The sequence below is a fragment of the Xanthomonas axonopodis pv. maculifoliigardeniae genome (assembly GCF_041519315.1).
In the GTDB taxonomy this organism is placed as follows: domain Bacteria; phylum Pseudomonadota; class Gammaproteobacteria; order Xanthomonadales; family Xanthomonadaceae; genus Xanthomonas; species Xanthomonas euvesicatoria.
Map to the genome: position 1 here is coordinate 1,655,324 of NZ_CP167998.1, position 20,589 is coordinate 1,675,912.

The window sequence follows — 20,589 nt, forward strand, 5'->3', positions numbered from 1 at the left end:
GCCTGCAAAATGTGCTTGGGACCATTGATCTTGGGCGTGGTTTGACAATCCAAGTTTCGCCTAAGGTCGGCACTAACGAAGATTGGGCAACGGCCGTTGTATCTCTTCTAACGGGGGACGAGGGCATCCATATCGCGGGTGAGCGCAGGGCTGGGACAAGTCGGACGCATGCCACCTTGCTCGATGTTTTGGCGGACATCTACCTCAATCGCTTAGAGCGGGCTTTTCGACAAGAGGGGCCAATTGCCATCATGGAGCGTCGGAAGTCCGAGCTTCCTTACTTACAAGGGACACTGAATGTAAGTCGTTGGGCGCGGACAGCGCTGTGGCGTCCTCATATCTTTCCCGTTTCGCGGACGCTTCTTGTATCGGACAATATCTTTACGCAGAACTTAGTTTTCGTTGCGAAGGCTCTCGCTACTGCGTCTACCCAATCACGCGTTAGCAACGGGTTGCGTCGATTGGTTCGAGATCTAGCGCCAGGCAGTGGCCCAAATGGCACAAGTAGCCAGGCTAGGGCGGGTTCAGCGCTCCCGGAGCAGTGGAGTGCTTATAAGCCTGCGTGGTCACTTGCCAATGCAATCCTGAATAAGACTTCATTGTTGGGGGCTGCGGGTCATCACACAGGCTTTGGATTGGCGGTTGAGGGTTGGCCTCTTTTGGAGACCCTTTTGGAAAGAACACTCCGATCGCTAGTCGCAGTTGCTGCTCGCCAAGGAAGAGCGCTTACTTATCAAATGCAGAGCACGGCGCAGCTGCTGTCTCCCGTGGGTGTGGGTCGAGCCTTCAATCCGAGTGCTGACGCGCTTCTCATTGAGGAGGGACGGGTGTTGGCTGCTTTCGAGGCGAAGTATGTCGCGTTTGACCAGCGGGTTCCTGAGCGAGGGCACATCTACCAAGCGCTCAGCACCGCTGCTGCCTGCCAAGCACCGCTCTCCGTTCTGATCTATCCAGCAGCCTTTCCTCATCAGGTGTGGGATACTTGTGGGTTCGGTGACACTCCCAGGAAACTTGTGGCTGTTGGGTTAGATCTGTTCAAGTATCGCTCTCCCATTCAAGCTGAGTCGCAGGCAATTGAGCTGCTTGCATTTCTTGACAGCGTTGATACAGCGAGGGACAGCGCGAGTGACGCTTTGGTTGCCTCATTGCCATGACAATAGCTTGGGACGCTGTATATAGGGCTGCTGAACTTGTTTGCCCAGAGGAGCCGCTTCGGGCAACTAACCTTTTGATTGCTGCTGCATCTCGCCATGGCGCGAGGGAAGGGGCAAAACGTTGGACTGGCGCGAATGCGCGATCCGCGATCGTCGATTTAGCGTTGTCGCCCCTGCCTGATTTCGGTGGCAACAGTCACGACTGGCAACGGGTTGCCGAACTTGCACTGAGTGCTTCTTATTTGGGTAAAGCGCCGGAAGGGATGCACTCCTGGGCGGCTTCCTATCAACGAGCATCCAGCACTCAAAAGAGCTTGGGTGCATATGCCACGCATGACGCATTTGCCGCAGCGCTAGCGCGGATCACATTGGAGCCTTTGGCAGAGGATCGCATCCATCGGATAGTCGATCCGAGTGTCGGTGCAGGAAATTTGCTCCTCGCTGCAATCGAACAGCGGGGCCGGCTGCGCAGTAAATCCCACCTCAAACGTTTCATCCTCTCGTTGCATGGTGTCGAGCTTGATCCGCGTGCAAGAGAGCTTTGCTGTCTCCTGCTATGGCTAGCTGGCGCTGATGCCGGTGTGAGCCTTCAACAAGTCAGTGAAAACATCCGCTTGGATAACGCGCTCACGCGTGATTGGTGGTCTGGGCAAGAGCTGTATGACGTAGTCCTTATGAATCCCCCATGGGAATCGCTGCGTCATAGCGTTGGCTTGGAAGGCGACGAAGGGCGAGCGAGAACAGTCAAGCGCATGTCGGTCTGGGGAGAAGGAGCGCCTGGACTGCCGCCACTTTATAGTGCCCAGGGTAAAGGGGACCGCAATCTCTTCAAGGGTTTCGTTGAGCTTGTTCCTCACCTTCTTGTCGAGGGTGGCCGACTGGGTGCGGTTTTGCCGGCGGCCTTTGCGTCTGACGCGGGTATGGCTGAACTGCGAGAGCGCTATTTCCAACAGTTCGAAATCGCCCGGTGGACTGGCTATGAAAACCGTGCGGGCTATTTCCCAATCGACGGGCGCTACAAGTTCGGTCTTCTGGCAGCGACGCGTTCCAATGCAGGCACTAAGCGGTTGTCGGTGCGCAGTTTTGCGACGGAGCCCAGCGAGGTTGACGCGCCCCATATCCCGCTCCGGCGTAGCGACATCGCCTTAATTGGCGGCAAATATCACGTCATTCCAGAGCTGTCGCATAATCGTGAGTTGGATGTGCTTCGAACTGCTCTGAGTTCAGGCACTCCTCTGTTTGAGCCTGGTCCTCTGGGTCGGGTGCGCTATCGCCGCGAAGTTGATTTGAGTCTCGGAAGAGACCGCTTTCAGCATGTGAGTAAAGAGCGGCTAACCAAGCTAAGGGATGGAACATTCCGCAATAAAAAAGGAGTTGTGCTTTCCCCCTTGATGGAAGGCCGGCTGGTGGGTGCCTATGATTGTGCACAGAAAAGCTGGGTGTCCGGCTCGGGGCGCACTGCGGTTTGGGAAGACAATGGCGATAGGCCACTTGCGCTGTGCACACCACAGTATGTGATGCCCGTGGAAATGAACGCTCCGCCGCGCGTAGCGTTCTGCGATGTCACGGCTTCAACCAACACAAGAACCATGATTGCCAGCCTAGTGCCAGAAGGCTGGCAATGCGGTAACACGGCGCCAGTGCTTGAATTTCCAGACGCGCTGAGTGCGTATGCTGGTCTGGGCATATTGAATTCGATGGTATTCGATTGGATCGCTCGCCGCATGATCAGTGGGCTGCACCTCAACAAGTTCATCTTGGAGGGGCTCGTCTGGCCACGCGTTTCAGCAAGTCAGCTTGAACTGATCGCTGCCGCTGCTTGGAGCATTTGTGTCCACAGCCCTCGCGCGGGACTGTCTCCTCAGGATTTGCGCTCCCCACCTTGGCACGCAACTGCAAAAAAGCTTCGGCCGATGGGTTACATTGAGGCTGCATCAACGATTGAAATAACGGTGGCGACCGGGCTCGGTCTTGACGTCTCGCATCTCAAAGTTATTTACGATCGTTCTGTTAAAGAGCGGCGAGGCTTTTGGAGACATTTCACCGCCGATGCGCGTGCTTTTGATGTCACCGAGGCAGTCGCGTTCAAAGCTTCGCTCTGAGTGAAATAGATGCCTCTAGCGTGACGGTTGGAGATGGGGAAGCCTGGTGCTTTGCTTTATCTGGATTTTAGTTATTTCATGCCAGGCACTTTGCCTGTCACCTGTGGAGGAGGTGGGGAGGCGAATTTAGAATCTATTTGTCTGAAAGATTGATTCAAGAGCATCTTTTGCAAATTTGAGCGTGCACTACGATTTTGAGCGTTTTTCGTGGTAGGGATGGGCGTAAGTGAGGGATCATCGGTGCACTCGTATACATCCATGAAATCGATCGCGCAGTTGAGGAATGCTTGAACCTCTGTAATGCTGTTTAATTCGAGAAAGCCCCGCTTTGGTGGGGCAAATTTCGTCGCGCCAGCGGTAAGTAAAGCTGAAAAGTCAACGGCGTTATTGGCTTTTAAAACGTCCGCGTGAAGGTGCAATTTCCACTCTTTCTCAAAAAGAGCAGTGATTTCCTTCTTCGTTATTCCTGAGTGAAGTGAACTAATTACGCTGGCGCGAACCACCTGCTTTGCATTCTTGTAAAACGCGTAGATCGGTTGATAGGCGGTGAGTTCGCTACACGTAAAAGCCAGATCCTCGTAGACGAGATAGTGCACCCAGCCCAATTGTGTGAAGCTCGGTAATCTCTTACCTACAGCTTTAAGCACAGCTAAACCATGATCAGCCAGGCGCAAGAATTGTGGTTCTGGATGCTTCTTAGGTGCCGCTCTCGCCGGAGAGATGTGATCCACACTGAAACCGCGGCTTTTCGATTTTTTTGCTTGGAATATCGCTACGCGAAACTGGTTAGCGCTGACTCGAATAATCAAAGCAAAGTCAGCCCCGGTTCCTGGCTCAGCCAAGATGTGCTTTCCACTCTTGGGATGACGGATCCAGGCGAGCGAGGGCGAGGAGACGGTGTGAAAGGCCTCGACGCACCAAGGAGCTGTTGCAGCGAAAGCGCCGAGCAGCGATGCGGTTATCGTTTCTTCGTCCTTGTCTGTCAGGACGCAGCTAGTCAGAAGTTCAAGCAGTGCAATCTGGAATGTTGCGCCGAGCGCGTTAAGCTGATACGGCTGATTGACCCCTTGAAGACGTTGTTGCACATACTGGTGTAGATCGAGCGTTGCCATCATGGGACCTCGCATCGTTACTGTTTGGAAATTATACAGGAAATTGCTTCTTCTGCCATTCTTGAAACCAGTCACGATCAACAGGGCCCCAGATCCCAACGTATTTTCGGACGAGGAGCCTCCAACAACGAGGAGTGGGGGAGGGGTCAAAAATGATGCGTTGATAGATAACAGGGCAGCCCTTTATTTCATTTCTGATCCAAGATGCAAACTCATCCTTTTCTTCAGATCCACATATTTGCAGGCGATCATCGAAGCATTTGATATTGTTCAGATCTTCATACCTTTCATGGGCGAGGTTATCCCAGTAACGTATGGCTTTGGAACGGTGGCGAAAAACGCGAGTTCTCGCATTGCTGTGATTCGGAGTGGTCAGCCAGAGACGCCGGTTCTCGTCAAAATTCGACGAAACCCCAAAACCTTCTAGAATTGTTAACTGGGCTTTCATGTTTCAAGAAAATTAATAATAATCTGAAATGATATTATTGATTTGATTTTTGTCAATTATCTTAAATAAGATGTCCATGACTGCCGTGCCTTGACGATAGACTGATCTGCCCTATATTGATAAGAGAGGTCTATATGAAGAAATTGTTCAAGCAGCAAGTAAAGAAGGCCATTCAGTCCAATAGTGCAACGGGGGTGGGCGAGCTTTGTCGAGCGCAGGCGGACACCGACGAGGCTGCTCGAATGGCCATCGTTGAGGCGATCAGCATTGATCGGGAGGCTGTCGTCGAACAGCTCTTGCCGCTGTTGAAGCCCTCGTGGGAGAACGAGCCCTTGAAGACCGCCGCCAAATTGGGGAAAGCCGGGCTTGTCAAAAAGCTTATTCCGCTTTGCGATGCCACAGATGATGCCGCCCTTTGCGTGGCGGCGAGACAGGGCCATGTGGAGTGCGTCAAACTCTTGCTCAAAGATTGCAACCCACTGCAAGGCGACTCTCAGGCATTGTATGAGGCTGCATCCCATGGCAACGCTGATGTCGTTTTTCAGTTGATTCTATGCTCGGATGCTAAGGCTAGGGACAGTCGCGCGCTGATCGCTGCATGCAGAGAAGGCCACTTGGACGTGGTCAAGCATCTGCTGCCGTATTCATCGAAGATCCAATGTGCGCAGCAAGGTTTTGCGGCGGCGGCAGAGAACAACCATGCCGAAGTCATCGAGTTTTTGATAGAAGCCAGTCTCCCGGATCCGGAAGATACCTACACTTTGGGGCTCAACGTTGCTGCTGAGCAAGGCTATGAACAGCTGGTGCGCACGATACTTTGGGCGATCGTCCGAACAGGGCATGCACCACGTGATTTTGGTCGGAAAGCAATGCTCGCTGCGGCGACCGCTGGCAATGCCTCAATCGTCAAGTCAGTTTTGGAGTTCGCAAATAAGGCGTCATATCCAGAGGAAGGCTTGGTTGCAGCGCTCCGAAATGACCACGATGAGGTGGCGGATATGCTTGTTCGCCGGGTCAATTTGGACCACGTGCGGGATTTGATCACCGACGAAGAGAACGAAGCCAAGCTCGATGAAGCAATTGTCAGAGTCGGTGCGATCAAACAGCATCGGGAGCTTCAATCCAACGAGCGCAATAGGGCGCGCGGCCAAGCCAAGCTCTCGAACACGGTGAGCTGCCAAGTGCCCCGCGTGTCTCGCCTCTAAAAAATTCGCTCCTGCTCCGATGCTCCGTCTGCGTTCAGAGCGTTACATAGGAGGTTCCTAGGTCGGAAGCAGGTTGTGACTACAAGATATTTATCAGCCGATTCGGAGGTGGGCTACCTTCCAAATATGCATTACAGCGAGCGCGTGATGGTATTTACATGGGGGTATATTCGATTAAATCGAAGATGATGGAGGGGCGATCTGTTCGAGTCTACGGATCGCTTTGCGCCGTATAAGCGAGCGTGCAGACGTAATGAGTAGCGCCAGGCACAGCAGTGCCAAAGAACCTGAGGCTACTCGTTGCAGAGTTAGAGTGTTCTTAATCTCTGCTTGTGCCTCTGGTGAGCGCCAAATTGAGCAAAGCACGGAGGTGTCGTGTGCACGCTGATCGCTTGGCGCTGGAAGTGATTCAATCTTGGAAGAATCGGATGCACATTTATTTTCTGCGAAAAAAAATGTGTCGTTATTGAAAATATCTCGTGCCTTTCTATCTTTTGTTGACATCCACATTACTGTATCCGTTGCTTTGATGCGGATCAGAACGTCTTTTGTGAAAATAGATGCCGTGAGGGTTAGGGCGCAGGCATAAGCGCTAAATATAGTGATAATGATCAAGGCATCAAGCCAGCGCCGTGGCGTCTTTCCCGCCTTCATGCTGAGCGTGTGGCGATCAAACGCATTGCCGGCATGACCGATGAGATGTAATGGGATGTTGCGCGCGCGTGCACCTGTGATAAGTGCCTCAACCTCGTTAGGGGTGTCCAGATGGATACCGTAGATCATCCCAAAAGAGACAACAGCGGAACGGTCTGAGAGGCTATCTCGAATCAGACCTTGCTCGATGTCCTCGCGACTGATGAAAAGCCGCATCAGTCGATTCCGGATGGGGTGAAGCGTTCCGGATTTATAGCAAAGATAGATTGCAACGATGGAAATACCCAAGACAGGGAGAGCTGCACTAGCTACTGTGGCAATTTCGTTCCAACTGGCAGTCGTTCCCATCATACTTCCATAGAGTTTGGGTAGGTCGTTAACGGCACAAGATCGGAGCTCTTTAGCGTGGTATTGCAGCAACTAGTTCAGATCCGGATAGGTGATAAACCTCTGCCTAAGGGACGGTCGCGCTTGTGCTATTGGATATGGGGATGCCGGAATCGCGAGCGCGACTTGATGAACGAAGAGGTTGCCTCACGATATCAGACTAGGCAGGCGATGTCTTCGTGCGCAATATCTACATCCTGCACACAAGGGAAGTTTATACTGGGGTGTATGATCTTAGGTGAACTAAAGCACCGTCAGCAGGAGAAGTGTAGATGGACATCGGTATCAGCCCAGCTATTCTTGAAGCGATAAATGCTAGGTGCAAGGACGCCAAAAATGAAATTGAAACAATGGCGCACTACGCAAAGGCAGAGATTGCGGGAAATCCCAACCAGAAAGACGTAATCGGCGTTTCGTTGAAAGAGATTATCGAGTCGAAGGACACAGCTTCGCAATCACACACGAAGCCGCGCGGCGGGCGCATTTGACCGCTGCGTACTGTAGGGGTGTTGCCTTGCTATACGCTGGTCTCGCGAATCCGTCAGCGGCCGGAAGATCTGGTGATTCGCTTGCCCTCTTCGATAAATTTCCTGTGATTAGCAAACCAAGATCTCGCTTCGGAGTAATTGTGCAAGTCCAATGCAGCCATTACGTGAGCAATAAGCCCAATCGCTTCGCCACGACTGAGTTCCCCATCCTTATGCTGATCCAAGACATTGGCTAAAAAGTCGTCCAGCTGCCCGTGGTCATCATCAGTTAGCTCGCCTTCTTCCCGCATTTTTTGCCTCCAAAAGAGAATTGTAGCCGGGTTTTAAACGATTCGACGTGTTGCAGCATACCCCTGCGTGGGAACTGAATTTGTGAATTCAGTCTCATTGATGGAACGTGGTTTAAAGCGCGTCAATGAAGCTTCCGCGCAGGAATGATAGTCATTTATTGAATAAAGTGAGGGTCATTGTGCAGTACGGAAAGGTAGCTGCAGGATATCGCTGTCCGAGATATCAATTTCAAAGTTTGCTCGGGTGTAATCACGGGGGTAATAAGAGAAGCTTTTTAGGTTGAAATACGCGTTTGCATCCATATAGCGTCTAGACAATTCTAAACTTGCGTTCTCAGCGGACTTTGCGTCGAAATCGCTGCTGAGATGAATTGCTGATATCCCGGTCTCGTCTGCGCTATTCGAGTCTACGGGAAAAGCACCACTTTTCGACCATTCGTCCAAAAGAATATTCGCGGTTCTAGGAGGGCCATATGCAACAACGGGACCTACTGAAACTCCAGCTATTGATTCCTTATGCTCATCAAGAAAAGATCGCGTTTCGTCTAGGGTCTTAGACGTTTCTCCGGCATAAAGCAAGACGTTGACCTTCGCGGCGATGCCGTGCTCGCTACATGCTTTGAGTAGCTGTGACGCTCGATCTAAGTAACGCTCCGGATTTGGCGATTTTCGCATATTTAGAATCTGTGTGGGCGATGCAGTTTCTAGCCCAAGATCGAGAACCTTCATTCCTGCTGCCGCCAGAGAAGCTATTGTTCCAGGCATGAGTGCATCCACTCGGCTCTCCGTTCGCCATGAGACATCTAGGTCAGCCTCTCTGATGGATTTCGCTAAACCAACTCCCCATTTTTCGCTAGGAACAAACATCGAAGATTGAAAGTAAGGTCGAATCTCACCGCCGCCATATTGCTTAGAAACTGCGATAAGTGCATTGGTTATTTGGGCTGGCGAGCGAAGTTTTTCGAGCCGAATATCCCGTTCTTCACAGAAAGCGCAACCCATGCCACATCCACGGGAGGCTTCTATACTGGGCTGATACCGTTCAAACCCTGATACGAGTGGATGATTCAGTACGAAATCAGGTGTAGGGGAAGGGAGGCTGCGCATGTCTGGCGCCTCTGTAAGTAAGCTTGCGATGATTGGCTCCGCAAGACCTGGAATGAATAGATCAGCCTCGGGCATTTTTTTTCGCAGCCAATCAGGATCCGGACCTACTACCCATCTTCCACCTACAATGATCTTGACATCCGGATCAGCACTGCGCACAAGACGACAAAATAACATAGCCCATGGAAGAGCATAAAAACTTGGAATTGATAGCATCAAAGGAAATTTCGATGGAAATACGCTCTTTTCGAGGAGCATGCGTAGCACATCAGCAGGTTCGCTATGTTCTCCATGCACAAGCAGCGTAGTAGTTCCCGTTGCATCCAAAATAGATGCGAGCGATAGGGCGCCGTAATTGAGATAGAGTTGCCGGCGTGCGAGCATGTGGTCGCGTTTCTTGGGTGACAACATGCCGGCGGATACGAATACAACTGTCTTTGAGCGTTTCATTCAAATGGGCTATCAAGCTGGAGGGGACATTCCCGCCACTTCGGATGGCATCTTTTCTTCACATGGGTCAAGAAAAGATGCCAGCCTTAGTTGCTAAGATGTGCAAATATGAAATTACATTGGAATTGTGAACGACCTGGACATCGTAAGGCTTAATTAGCCGAATCGCCAGGAAAAAATTTGACAATTTATCCAAGCTATATCTTTACTAAACAACTGAAGAGTAACACAATGGCCGGCTCACACCTTTGAATGATCTGAGATCCTCAGTCCGGCATGAATCCCCAAACTCGCAATTTGCTTATTCAGCGCGTGATCGATTCGCTCAGCGCGTTGGCGCCAGGCTCAATATTCGAACGTTTCGGGGTGGTCCTGGTTGAGAGATTGATCGATGTCAAGCTGGTGCAACGCGGGTCATCGGTAGGCGGCAGCCCGGTCGGAGGAGCACTTGATGCTGTTTCCGAGGATGGCCGGACGGTTGTTGAGGCTTCGATTACGAAGGCCTATTTCTCTGGTGCGATGATTAAGCCCTGGGGTGACCTAGAACACGCGTTAGTATTGGCGCCGGCTGCTAAAGATATATATCTCTTATCTTCGCAGCGAGCAGGAACAGGTGCGATTGAAGCGATGATGACTAAAGCCATCCAACAGAAGCGCATGATCGAACGACGTCTTCATCTGATGGACAGCCGCGCTATCGCAGAGGCCATTATTGATACTCTGATGCTCCGCGATGAAGCAATCGATGATCTTGCCCTACATCTACCTGTCCTTGCCGAGATCCGGGATGACCATCCTGCTTCGTTGAAAGCTCCACCGCTGAGTCTGCTATATGTTAAAAACGAAAATGTTGATGCTGAACTGGATCGTCGCCTTGAAAGCGAAGCTTGTGTTGAGATCAGTGGAATTGGCGGCATCGGCAAGTCTCAAGCAGCTGCTGCATGTCTGCTGCGCAGTGAGAATCGCTTTGATTATAGATTTTGGGTCAGTGGTCGGGATATTGAGAGTGTTGAGCGGCTCTCATCTGTGCCGGTCAGGCGTGGTGGAGCTGAGCGCAATGTGAGCGCCCTGCTCATGAAAAACCGTACATTTCTGGTCTTAGACGATGCTGATCCAAGCCTGTCGGTTGAACAGCTCGCTAAGTTGTGTGGATCAAATTCGCGCATCCTGATTACTCGGCAGCATGCTTCGAGCGAGGCTTTTGCAATGCCTACGATGAACGAAGGTCAAGCCCGTGCTTTACTTGGTAAAGATCTAGATGCGCAACCATCTAACAAGACTTTTCAAAAGATATGGCGGACTGTGGGGGGACATCCGCTTAGCCTAACTCTCCTTAATGCCGCTGCGCGCGAGGGGATAACGTGGAGCGAGCTTGCAAAGGAGTGCGATCATTTGACTAAAATGCCGTTTGAAGGGGCACGGTTAGCTGATCGCATTCTCGGGCGCCTAAAGCCGGTTATCGATGAGGAACTTTCGCTCTTTCGGTGGGCTGGTCAGAGTCACTGTGATCGCGCCTTTTTTAAACATGTTGTCGGTACGCTCCGTCTTCGAGCTTTCGAAAGGCATGGCCTTAGCGTTCCTGAAGGTGTTGCGTCTATTCGTATTCACGACATCGTTTTTAAATCTATACAATCGCCAGACTGGCTCAAGAAAGAGAGGTCTGACCAGATTGACGCTCAACTTGAAGATTTTATTATTCAGCAAATTCGCGCCGATGGTCACGGTTTGCAGCTGATTGCTTCCCAGTTAAGGGGGAAAATATTTAGCAATGTCGTTAATGGCGATCGTCGTCCAGCTTTTCTTTATGCTCTGGCTACGATTTGGGTGAGAAGCGCTGTTCCAATAGATATTTTACCCAACCCGTTAGAAGAGGCGCGTCGGCTCAGATCGCTGAGTGCGGAGGAGAACGAGGTTGCCATTTTGGTCGTTCTTGAGTCGATTAGAGCAAAGGAACGTTATCTCCAACAATCGCTGAGTCGTCATGATGCCGTTAAATGGTTGGAGTCCGTCATTCCTGCTTTTAAAGATCTCTTGGCTATGACTAGCCTTAGTGCAATACAAATTGCTAAGATCAAGCACCATCATGCGAAAACCCTCCTTGCTTTAGGTAAATATGCCGAAAGTTATAGCTTGTTCGAAGAAGTGGTTGCCAACTACTCGCTGAATGAAGCTAAGCTGCAACTTTTGCGGCTTGCTTCTAGAAACAATAGCAGCCACGAGACGGCGAAGAAATATGCGTCTGAAATAATCAACGAGAAGTTGAGCGGTCAAAGCATTTCTCCTTCCCTGCTGATGGCGTTAGGCGATGCACTTAATGGCGCGCGTCAAACTTGGGCTGGCGATCTTATCAATCGGCATGAAGAAATATTTTTATCGGAAGCTTTGTATAGTGCTGCAATTGGTTTACCGCAGGGCTACCATTCTGTCGCAGGTTTCATTCGAGCTATTATTTGGTCCGCACCAGACAGGGTCGATGCAGTTTTAGCTCGTCTTCCCGAACCGACCCCATGGATGCTTGATGACGATCAAAGTCGCGGTAGTTATGCCGAAATAATGCAGCTTGCAGCTGGTGAGGGCGACGTGGCCGATTATCTCAATCGTGCGCTCGAAGCATTTGAAACGTTGAAAGTTCCGGATTCTTATCAGAAGCGAAAATGGGGGGAAGTGCTTTATAAGCTCGGTCGCTACCCTGAGGCTGAGGTCATTCTTGAGGGAATCGAGGATAGAAATGGTTGGATCTGGCTGGCACATAATTTGTCACAAGTGAAACTCCAGTTGAATAAGCCCAACGAAGCGTTGGATCTGGTCAATGAGTCTGTCCAAGGGGCGCATGGCAACAATATTAAATATCGCAGCAGTTTCTTGCTGCAGCGCGCTAAGGTAAGGATTGCATTAAATCAAGATCCGTCCTGTGATATCAACGAGGGTCTTTTGCATACCAATAACCCCGGTCTGATCGAGAAGCTCAATAGTCTTTTGCTTTAAAGAGACTGGGCTATAGGGCATGCGCTGTAGGTGCGAAAAGTCTGTCGCTGGTATATGGCTGATTTTTATGGATACATCTTCGCTCCCTTCCTCAGCCGCTCCCTGAACTGTCCACGCACATAGCTCGGCAGCGTCACAGCCGGCTGATAGTGGCCGAGAACTTCGGCTTGGGTCTTCCGGCTGTTCCCGGCCGACTTGTGGACATAGTTGTCCTGCAGCACTGGCGCCTTCTTGTTGAGGGCATGGCCCGTGATCAAGGCAATGTGCTCAACCCGCAGGCTCTTGGCGTCGAGTTCTGTGGCAAGCATGTGGCGCTCGCAACTGAGGCTTCTGTGAGCCCAACCTATTGCTGCCACATTTGGCTCAAAAAGGCGGCTTGGAGCTGAAAGCCGGCCCTCGGCTTTGCTCTATCTATTGGGCATCATGCGCAGCCGCCAGACTCACAGTCCAATGGCCACCTTCCTCTCGATGGGGCTTGAGTAGGTCATAGGTCTTCAACATGTCAACGAGTCCAGAGTGCCCGTAGGCACTTGGAGAGAAGGCTGAGTCTGCACGTTTCAAATACTGACTCAGCGCGCTCACGCTGACTCTGCCATCCGGTGTTCCCGCTGCAAGCAGAGAGACAGCTTCCACGACAAATCGTGGCCGACGCTTGATCTTTGCCGATTGGGTAGACACAGCGACAGACTTGAGTTGAGTAGGAGCCGCAGGTTCTGCTTCTGGTGTCTCCGCATCAGGCGCTTCCGCAGCTGCCTGCTCCGGACTCCATTCAAAGAATCGATCACAAGCATTACGCAGGGCATCAGGCGTCTTTGCCTCGCCCACTATGAAAACCGTTGCTCCTCGCTCTCTCAGTCTGCGACTAAGGTATGCAAAGTCCGAATCACTGGTGACGAGGCAAAAGACCTCTGCACGCTTGTCGAACAGCGCTTCTTGAGCATCAAGAGCCAGAGCGATGTCAGCAGTATTCTTCTTAGACGCGTATTGGTATTGGAGGCATGGGGTGAACGCCTGCCGGACCAATGCTTGTTCCCAAGAGTTGCTGAGTGTTGCTTTGTTTCCATAACCCCGCCGAAGGATCACACGACCTGCTTGCGCTGCCATAAGGAGCGCGAAATCGATGATCGCTGGTGCTACATTGTCGCAGTCGATCATAACCGCGACTGTTGCATCCTGTTGGTGTGCCATACCTATTCACCCTTCTTGGGTCAGGCATCCTGCTGATGCCGCGCCACTATTTTACGCGGAGTAGCTAGGTTCTCTTTCAGTGATGCGGCTTGAACGCTAAGGAGTAGCACCTTGATCCTGTCGACGCCGCTTGTGGATTTGTCTGTCCCCCAGTATGTCAGGCAAGCCAATCAAGTAAAGATGAGCCTGGTGAGGCTGAACTTGATTCCGGTCATTGATCCCAACTTGATGTAAAACAATTCAAAATTTCTTCACCAGTGGACGTCGGTTCTGTCGGTGTAGATCGAAGTGGATGCCGATAAGGCCGGCTTTCGCCGGCCTTATCGCTTCAAGAAATCATCAAGTAGCCACCGTTTCGCCTCGCCTAACAATTCAACCCGTCAAACCGGCGCAAGATTGTTGTTGTATCTGGAACGTGCCCGGATGCGAGAGTAGGGTGGATCAGGACTAACCAGGTGAAGTTTGTTGAATGATGATGGAAAGAGCCGGTGAGCAACACTAGCTTCAAGAAGGGCGGTGGATCTCCAAAGTTGGCGCCAGACCGTTGCTTCAAGATCGGTCTCTATGACATAGACAGGGTTGGGCGAATTATCCCTGAGCAGGTCGACGCGCGACTCTCCCCCAATCGGTCGGGGCACGCGCACCTCATCACCACTGCTATCCCAGCCTATCCAGTGGCTATAAAATGTAATTCCAGATTGCAGCGCTTGGAACTCAAAGTATTCCGAGTCCGGTGAGATGTTTCTGCGAGCACAAATCTTGCGCATGAGCCCGACCGACACCACGCCAAGCTCGTCAGGGCCGTGGCCTTCGATGCTTCGACGAAATGCGTGGTAGCTCTTAAAGCCAAGATCCTTGGCAAACTTCTCAAGGCTCTTACAATGACTGGAGTCATCTGAGCGCATGCAACAGGCGCCGGACTTGAAAGCACGAACTATGTCTTGAGCTTGGAACATCACATACTCCCGTATTGGCCAAAGAAGCTCGGTGCCTCTTTCAGAGCATGCTGCTTGCTTCAACGGCCACAAAGGAGATGGATACCTGGGTGACGTCAGACTTTTCCCACGCAGCAGGGAGGTAGCCTAAACCTTCACGAAGGCTAGCAGGTTTGTTGCCGCTCATCAAACTCGCTGGGGGGCGGGAGGAAGCTCCAATGCAGACCTCGGTAGTTGTTCCTTGATAGTGGTGAGCCGTCGCGCCCAGCTCGTAGGGTCTAGCCCGATTTGGGAATTGATCGTGGAAACCCTGGTGATGAGGTGACTCACCCCTACACTAAACAAGTTCCCAAGCCATGCCACATCTGTGCAGCATGGTGTTGGTAGCTAACATGGTTCTTTTTAGGGATACATCCTCGCTCCCTTCCTCAGCCGCTCCTTGAACTGCCCACGCGCGTAGCTCGGCAGCGTCACAGCCGGCTGATAGTGGCCGAGCGCTTCTACTTGGATCTTCCGGGTGTTGCCGGCCGACTTGTGCACGTAGTTGTCCTGCAGAACGGGAGCCTTCTTGTTGAGCGCGTGACCTGTGATCAGCGCAATGTGCTCTACCCGCACTCCCTTGGCATCGAGTTCTGTTGCCAGGGTATGGCGGAAGGCGTGCGATCCGATTCCTTTGCCAAAACCTAGGCCTTTCAAGTAGGCCGCAAACTGGTTGACGAAGCCCTGGCTGTAGCGCCCGTTAGGCTCACCGGTCTTGCGGCAGGTGCCAGCAGACAGGTTGGGGAAGAGGCGTGGGTGGCCGGACGCTTTGATGTCGGCCAGGAAGTCGAGGAAGCCTGCCTGGATGAGGCTTGCGTGGATCGGCACCTTACGGATGGCGCTCTTGCCCTTGAGGCTTTGTCGGCTGCGCTTGCCAGCGCTTTGCGCCAGGTCTTCATCGACGGTCTTCTGGATCGAGAAGCACCACACGCCTTGGTCTTGCACGATGTCGGCAACTTTGAGTTGCGCGATCTCATTGATCCGGGCGCCTGTGTAAAGCGCAATGAGCGGGCACCACCAACGGTGCGGATACTTCTTGGCCCAGGGCAGGAAGGTCTCGGGGTTGAAGATCTTCTGGATTTCTTCTGGTGAGAGCAGTCGCTCTGGCTCGTCCTGGTCAGCCAGTAGTTCTTCCCTGGCGGGCTTGAACGCATCCATGGGCGAGTGCGGGATGGCACGGGCCTTGACGAGGGTATTGAAGAAGGACGCGAGGAAGCGCCGATGCAGTTCCAAGGTAGCGTTGGCTGGCTGCGCCCGCCCTTGGCGTTGACCCTTGGCGATCAAGGCTTCGACGCTCAATCCCTGATGTTTGGGGTTGGTCATGAAGTCCTCGGGCGCCCATCGCAGCAGATCCCACATCTGGTAGATGTGCGTGTGCTCGATCCGAGCAACGGAGGTGTTGCCGCTCACGCGTTGCAGTATGGCAAGCGTCCGACGATAAGCATCAATCGTAGTGGTGCGAAGGTTCTGCCGCTCTTTGTCTTTGAGGAAGTCGTCGACCTCTTCAGAAAGGAGCCGCGCCGGAGTGGCAAGGGGTAGGGGTTCTGGATAGCGAGTTCCGGATCGGCGAAGCCGTCGCAGCTTTTCATGATGGTCATAAGTCGCTTGGACCAAGTCTTGAAGGTGAAGCGCGCCGGCTCGGTCTTGAACGACCATGTCATTGAATTCGACCTTGCCGATGCGAATGCTTCGGATAAATAACTGACCTTTGGGGTGCTGCAAATACTTGTGAAGTTGAGAGTGTTTAAAGTGCATCTACAATCCAATTTTAAGGAGGTAGACGTTTGATAAGGGGAGGGGATTTTCTGTCAATGATAAAATAGGACAGAAATTTCGTGCCGATGATTGCCTAAGGCGATCTCAATAATTGCCATTCAAACAGCTGTATTTTCAGTTTGACTTTCATAAAATATTTCATCGACAAGCTATATAGGCCAATGATTGCAGTTATATAAAAGGGCTTTAAACCATCAATGCGCTTGTAGTGTTTAAAAGTAACAAAATGACGAAAAGCGAGAGATATCTCACGCAAATAAAATGAACGCCAGATAAATGAGCTGCGGCTTGCCTAATCTAATCTATCTTAAGAAGGCAGTTAGGCAATCCGAGTTTCGTCCTTCCAGACCGATAGCGGTCAGTTTGTGGGAGTCGCAGAATTTGAGACATAACTCGGTTGAGATCAGCCCTGGGGCAGGGGCTGACACGCAGACCTCAGGAGCCCGTAAACTCACTGACGGGGATAACGCATGGACAACTGGTTGGCACAAGCGGTGATCGGTGGCGTGGTGGCTTCAACAGTCATCTACTTAGCGCGTTGGGCTTACGGCAAAGCGATCTTCTGGAACGATCGGATAAGCCTAGCTATCAATCGAGCTGAGCTGCGGAAGATTGAGCACCTTGGCCAAGACAAGTTCCATATTGTGCAGTTCCTGCTAATCCAAGTGCTTTGCTGCTTTGGGATCTTGGGCATTGCGATCATGCTTGCCCCACTGGCCTTTATGACCGACGGAGCGAAGTGGATCGTGCCAGGGCTAGGGTTGCTTGGCCTGTCGATCTACGGGTGTGTGATTTATCCGCTTGGCATGATCGCGCGCCTGAGGAAGGGAGAGGGTTACATCACGCGCCAGAAGGCGCTGATCGACCGAACAGAGCGTCGCTTGGACCTCACTTCTCAAAAGGCCTAGTCTTCATTTTGAGAATGCCGCGATCTGGATATCGTCTGCTGACTAAGGAGGTTCGATATGAAAATCTTCATCAGTTCGCTTATCACCGGAATGGAAGCCGAGCGAGCAGCGGTCAAGCAGGCGATCGAGTTGCTAGGCCACCAGGCGATCATGGCGGAGGATTTCGGCGCCCGAGCCAGCTCTCCCCAAGTCGCATGCCTCAATGGTGTGCGCGAGGCGGACCTTGTCATCCTCGTTCTTGGGCCTCGCTACGGCGCCAAGCAGGCAGGAGGCGTCTCGGCGACGCACGAAGAGGTGTATGAGGCCCGGAACCGTAAGCCACTCCTGATGTTCGTGCAGTCGGGCATGGAAGCGGAACCGGATCAAGCCGATTTAATTAGAGAAATCGGCAATTGGCAAGGTGGTCAGCTCTGGGACGGCTTTGTCTCAGCCGATGAACTGGGACAAAAGGCAACTCGCGCCATCCATCAGTTTCAGCTGACGCAGGCCGTGGCGCCCCTCGATCCAACAGGATTGCGCGATCGTGCACTGACGCTCTTCCCACGGATCGAGCGCGGCTATCAGCAAAGTGGCACGGTCTTGCAGCTTGCTGTTGCAGCTGGACCGGATACAACAGTGCTTCGCCCCGCCGAGATGGAAGCTCAGCCCCTTCTGGATGCTATGCAACAGCATGCACTCTTTGGAGTCCCAGCCGTTTTTGATCGGAGCCTGGGGATGAAGGCGGGCTTGAACGGTGAGGCGCTCGTGTTGGTCCAGGAAGCGCAGCGTAGTGACGGCGCGTCGATCCGACTTTGGTCCAACGGAGATGTCCTGATCAGTTTGCCTATTCCACCGCCAGAGCGCGGCATGGGGCTACCGGTCGTCTTGGAAGAAAGCGTCGCTGAGAAGCTCGAAGCGGCGATCGCCTATGCCGCTTGGCTTCTGGGTCAGATTGACCCCACCGAACGGCTTAGCCATGTCGTTCCTGCGGTGCGATTGCTGGGAGAGCATGCTGGTGCTTGGAGGACCCGCGCAGAGCACGAAGCGAGTCCTAACAGCATGCAAGTGCCTTGGCGACAGGGAGAGCATCAAGAACCGGTGCTCCTTTCACCGGCCCACCAAGTCAGGCAAGCGCTATCCATGGACGCTCAGCGAATGGGAGAAGATCTGGTCGTGCTGCTGCGCCGTCGTTGGATCAACTGAGATCCAGTAGGACATCAACCGGGAGAAATCAATGAGCGTTCCCGCACAAGCTTTTGCAGATCGGCTTCCCAATGATCTTTCGCCTGGCAGCATCTTTCTGTTCCGAGAGAGTTGGGTGCTGTTAGTCAACAATCAGCAGGAAGAAGCCGAGCCTGTTCTCGCTTTCTTGATGCTCCAAGGCGAGCGCGCAGGTTCGCTTTTTAAGGTGGGAGATGGCATGGGGCCATGTGTGACCCTAGCCGAACCGTTCGAATGGTTCGCGTCAGTGAAGGACGGAGTGCCCCCAGCGCATGATGTGGTGGATACAGCATCACTCTCACTTACGTCAGTGGGGCCTGTGGTAGTTGGTCAGATGCCTAGCCAATGGGGAGACGGCGACAAGATCGCTTTTGGCATGCATGGACAGCCCCTTGGTGACCATCCCCGTGGTGCGGTCAAGCGCTTTGCTAAATGGAGTGTTGAGCTTTGTCATCCCGCCCAGCCTTTCGTGAGCTTGGGGCGGATCTTTGAGGTCGATCGAAGTATGTCCTGATTCCATAACAGGCAAAGTAGAACCCTCGAAAATAGCTGTCTTACGCTCTTGAGCCTTGCTAAATCTTGAGTCAGAACTGATGAACTTTGACTCAGGAAACACACATGGCCATCTATCACACCCGCATCAAAACTTACAGCCGAGCCAAAGGGCATTCGGCGCTTGCCGCAGCGGCATATCGCGGTGGTTATCTGCTCACCGATCCCACCTCAGGTGCGCGCCACGACTACCGGGGTAGGGCGGGCATCATCCAGTCGCGTTGCGTGGCACCACCTGGTTCGCCGGCATGGGCGGATGACCCGCAAACCCTTTGGGCCGCTGCAGAAGCTGCAGAGCGACGCTGCAACAGCACCGTCTGCCGAGACTTCGCGGTTGCGCTGCCGCACGAACTCGATGACCCCAAGCGCTGGGAGTTAGTGCTCGATATCGCGCATCGCCTGATTGAGCGCTTTGGCTTTGCGTTGCAAGCGAGTCACCATCGCCCAATCAAAGACGATCCGCGATATTTCTATTGCCACTTGCTCGCCACGACGCGAAAAATGGAAGCCTCGGGGCTGACGACAAAGACGCGTGTGCTAGACGGGCGCATGAATGGCAAGGAGGAAGTCGAGTGGATCCGCGCCATGATCGCTGACCGGATCAATGCACACCTTGCCCAAGCCGGCATTGGAAAATCGTTTGAGCATCGGCCCTTGACGGAACGCTTAGGGGCGATGCGAGGCAACGGGGTCTTTGTCCAAGGACAAGCAAGCTTCGAACAGCTTCTGTCCCGCTACCGCCAAGATGGGCGACTGTTGAGCGTGCCGGATGGCCACACGGCGGAGCAGGCCCAGCGTGAGCACCAAGGGCCAGGCATGGACACTTCTGTTAATGAGGCTTCGGTGGCGCAGGTGCCCATCATGTTGTCACCCACTGGCGGGCTCAGTTCAAGTAGGGACGACGAAGCTCTGTCAGCAAACCAAGAAGATCGAAGCGGCCATCAAGATACGCATTGAGGGCGTCTGCCATGTGCTGGTCAACGCCAAAGCCGGCTGCGTTTTGTTGGGCGATCCAGCTTTCAACATGAGCTTGGCGGAGTTGATGTTCTTGCTGGTCGAGGGGCATAGCGGGGGAGTGGACGGCAGAAGACATAATGACGAATCCAGTGTTGTGGTTCTTCGATTCGTAGCAGAGAAGCCTTCGCCGTCAAGCCCAGTCGCCTAGCCCAATGGTCGCTCGGTCAAAGCTTCAATTTTTCGTTGACCGCCTGACTGACCAGCTCATACCACCGGTTCATCTCGGTCTCGTTGCCGAACTTGATGGTCCACACGGGATGATCGATGTCTTTGACATTGAGCGTCAGCGTCCCTTCGCGATTGTAGTTGTGCCAGTGCTTTTCCCAGGACCGGACATCACTCAGCGCATACGCCTTGATGCGATTGCCGGCTTTGAACTTGATCGATGAGCGGGCTGTTGACACAGCAATGCGCGTGTTCTTGTAGCCATAAAACCGCTGGAAGTCATGGTCAAATGTTGCGTTGTCACTGCGCGTTTTCACCGTTTTGGCAAGCACCAAGAAGATCGCGGCGCAGCCAGCGAAGAAGACCAGGGTAAGAAAAGTGCCGACCGTCATGTGAGTTCCTGAGGAAAGGATGGGATCGCCGTTGA

At 52.7% G+C, this 20,589-nt stretch carries 17 protein-coding genes and 1 pseudogene; 9 read left to right on the forward strand and 9 right to left on the reverse strand.

Annotated features, from left to right (window positions below; genetic code table 11):
• Positions 1–11 precede the first annotated feature (11 nt).
• Both ACDH77_RS07270 and ACDH77_RS07275 read left to right on the forward strand, forming a co-directional pair.
• Positions 12–1,154, forward strand: a complete 1,143-nt coding sequence (locus ACDH77_RS07270; protein WP_372353892.1) for a 5-methylcytosine restriction system specificity protein McrC — start codon at positions 12–14, stop codon at positions 1,152–1,154.
• Positions 1,151–3,256, forward strand: coding sequence for an N-6 DNA methylase (locus ACDH77_RS07275; protein ID WP_372371860.1), 2,106 nt, complete (start codon positions 1,151–1,153; stop codon positions 3,254–3,256). The genes ACDH77_RS07270 and ACDH77_RS07275 overlap by 4 nt, the downstream gene beginning before the upstream one ends.
• Before the next feature lie 71 nt (positions 3,257–3,327).
• On the opposite strand, the gene ACDH77_RS07280 is transcribed toward ACDH77_RS07275, so the two are convergent.
• Entirely contained in the window at positions 3,328–4,371 is a 1,044-nt protein-coding gene (locus tag ACDH77_RS07280; protein WP_372371862.1) for a hypothetical protein, read from the reverse strand.
• 579 nt (positions 4,372–4,950) lie between these two features.
• Between ACDH77_RS07280 and ACDH77_RS07285 the strand changes: the two genes are divergently transcribed.
• A complete protein-coding gene (locus tag ACDH77_RS07285) occupies positions 4,951–6,021 on the forward strand; it encodes an ankyrin repeat domain-containing protein (RefSeq protein ID WP_372353787.1) in 1,071 nt (356 codons plus the stop codon).
• A gap of 174 nt (positions 6,022–6,195) precedes the next feature.
• Here the strand turns inward: ACDH77_RS07285 and ACDH77_RS07290 are convergent, their stop codons facing one another.
• Positions 6,196–7,023 (reverse strand): DUF6216 family protein, encoded by an 828-nt coding sequence (locus ACDH77_RS07290; RefSeq protein WP_372353788.1) that lies wholly within the window; start codon positions 7,021–7,023, stop codon positions 6,196–6,198.
• Between the two features lie 311 nt (positions 7,024–7,334).
• Here ACDH77_RS07290 and ACDH77_RS07295 point away from each other — a divergent pair, with 311 nt between their 5' ends.
• Positions 7,335–7,550 (forward strand): hypothetical protein, encoded by a 216-nt coding sequence (locus ACDH77_RS07295; RefSeq protein ID WP_372353789.1) that lies wholly within the window; start codon positions 7,335–7,337, stop codon positions 7,548–7,550.
• 53 nt (positions 7,551–7,603) lie between these two features.
• On the opposite strand, the gene ACDH77_RS07300 is transcribed toward ACDH77_RS07295, so the two are convergent.
• Entirely contained in the window at positions 7,604–7,840 is a 237-nt protein-coding gene (locus ACDH77_RS07300; protein WP_372353790.1) for a hypothetical protein, read from the reverse strand.
• A 174-nt stretch (positions 7,841–8,014) separates the two neighbouring features.
• A complete protein-coding gene (locus ACDH77_RS07305) occupies positions 8,015–9,331 on the reverse strand; it encodes a radical SAM protein (RefSeq protein ID WP_372371863.1) in 1,317 nt (438 codons plus the stop codon).
• Positions 9,332–9,673: 342 nt separating this feature from the next.
• Between ACDH77_RS07305 and ACDH77_RS07310 the strand changes: the two genes are divergently transcribed.
• Positions 9,674–12,382 (forward strand): hypothetical protein, encoded by a 2,709-nt coding sequence (locus ACDH77_RS07310; protein WP_372353792.1) that lies wholly within the window; start codon positions 9,674–9,676, stop codon positions 12,380–12,382.
• 65 nt (positions 12,383–12,447) lie between these two features.
• Here ACDH77_RS07310 and ACDH77_RS07315 read toward each other — a convergent pair.
• The 4 genes and pseudogenes from ACDH77_RS07315 to ACDH77_RS07330 form a co-directional block, all read right to left on the reverse strand.
• Positions 12,448–12,696: pseudogene (locus ACDH77_RS07315) on the reverse strand (integrase); the annotation flags it as partial.
• A 97-nt stretch (positions 12,697–12,793) separates the two neighbouring features.
• A complete protein-coding gene (locus ACDH77_RS07320) occupies positions 12,794–13,537 on the reverse strand; it encodes an NYN domain-containing protein (RefSeq protein ID WP_372353893.1) in 744 nt (247 codons plus the stop codon).
• A 413-nt stretch (positions 13,538–13,950) separates the two neighbouring features.
• Positions 13,951–14,526, reverse strand: a complete 576-nt coding sequence (locus ACDH77_RS07325; protein ID WP_372353793.1) for a hypothetical protein — start codon at positions 14,524–14,526, stop codon at positions 13,951–13,953.
• 381 nt (positions 14,527–14,907) lie between these two features.
• The gene (locus tag ACDH77_RS07330) at positions 14,908–16,158 is read right to left on the reverse strand and encodes a tyrosine-type recombinase/integrase (RefSeq protein ID WP_372353794.1); all 1,251 of its coding nucleotides are present in this window, start codon (positions 16,156–16,158) and stop codon (positions 14,908–14,910) included.
• Positions 16,159–16,790: 632 nt separating this feature from the next.
• Here ACDH77_RS07330 and ACDH77_RS07335 point away from each other — a divergent pair.
• From ACDH77_RS07335 to ACDH77_RS07350, 4 genes are all read left to right on the forward strand, one after another.
• Positions 16,791–17,228, forward strand: a complete 438-nt coding sequence (locus ACDH77_RS07335; protein WP_179465965.1) for a hypothetical protein — start codon at positions 16,791–16,793, stop codon at positions 17,226–17,228.
• Positions 17,229–17,285: 57 nt separating this feature from the next.
• Positions 17,286–18,410 carry a DUF4062 domain-containing protein gene (locus tag ACDH77_RS07340; protein WP_372353795.1) on the forward strand — a complete coding sequence of 375 codons (1,125 nt, stop codon included), beginning with the start codon at positions 17,286–17,288 and terminating at the stop codon, positions 18,408–18,410.
• A 31-nt stretch (positions 18,411–18,441) separates the two neighbouring features.
• The gene (locus tag ACDH77_RS07345) at positions 18,442–18,942 is read left to right on the forward strand and encodes a hypothetical protein (RefSeq protein WP_372353796.1); all 501 of its coding nucleotides are present in this window, start codon (positions 18,442–18,444) and stop codon (positions 18,940–18,942) included.
• Between the two features lie 104 nt (positions 18,943–19,046).
• Positions 19,047–19,937, forward strand: coding sequence for a MobA/MobL family protein (locus ACDH77_RS07350; RefSeq protein ID WP_372353797.1), 891 nt, complete (start codon positions 19,047–19,049; stop codon positions 19,935–19,937).
• 224 nt (positions 19,938–20,161) lie between these two features.
• On the opposite strand, the gene ACDH77_RS07355 is transcribed toward ACDH77_RS07350, so the two are convergent.
• Positions 20,162–20,554: a hypothetical protein gene (locus tag ACDH77_RS07355; RefSeq protein ID WP_115676826.1), complete on the reverse strand. Its 393-nt coding sequence runs from the start codon at positions 20,552–20,554 to the stop codon at positions 20,162–20,164.
• Between the last annotated feature and the right edge of the window lie 35 nt (positions 20,555–20,589).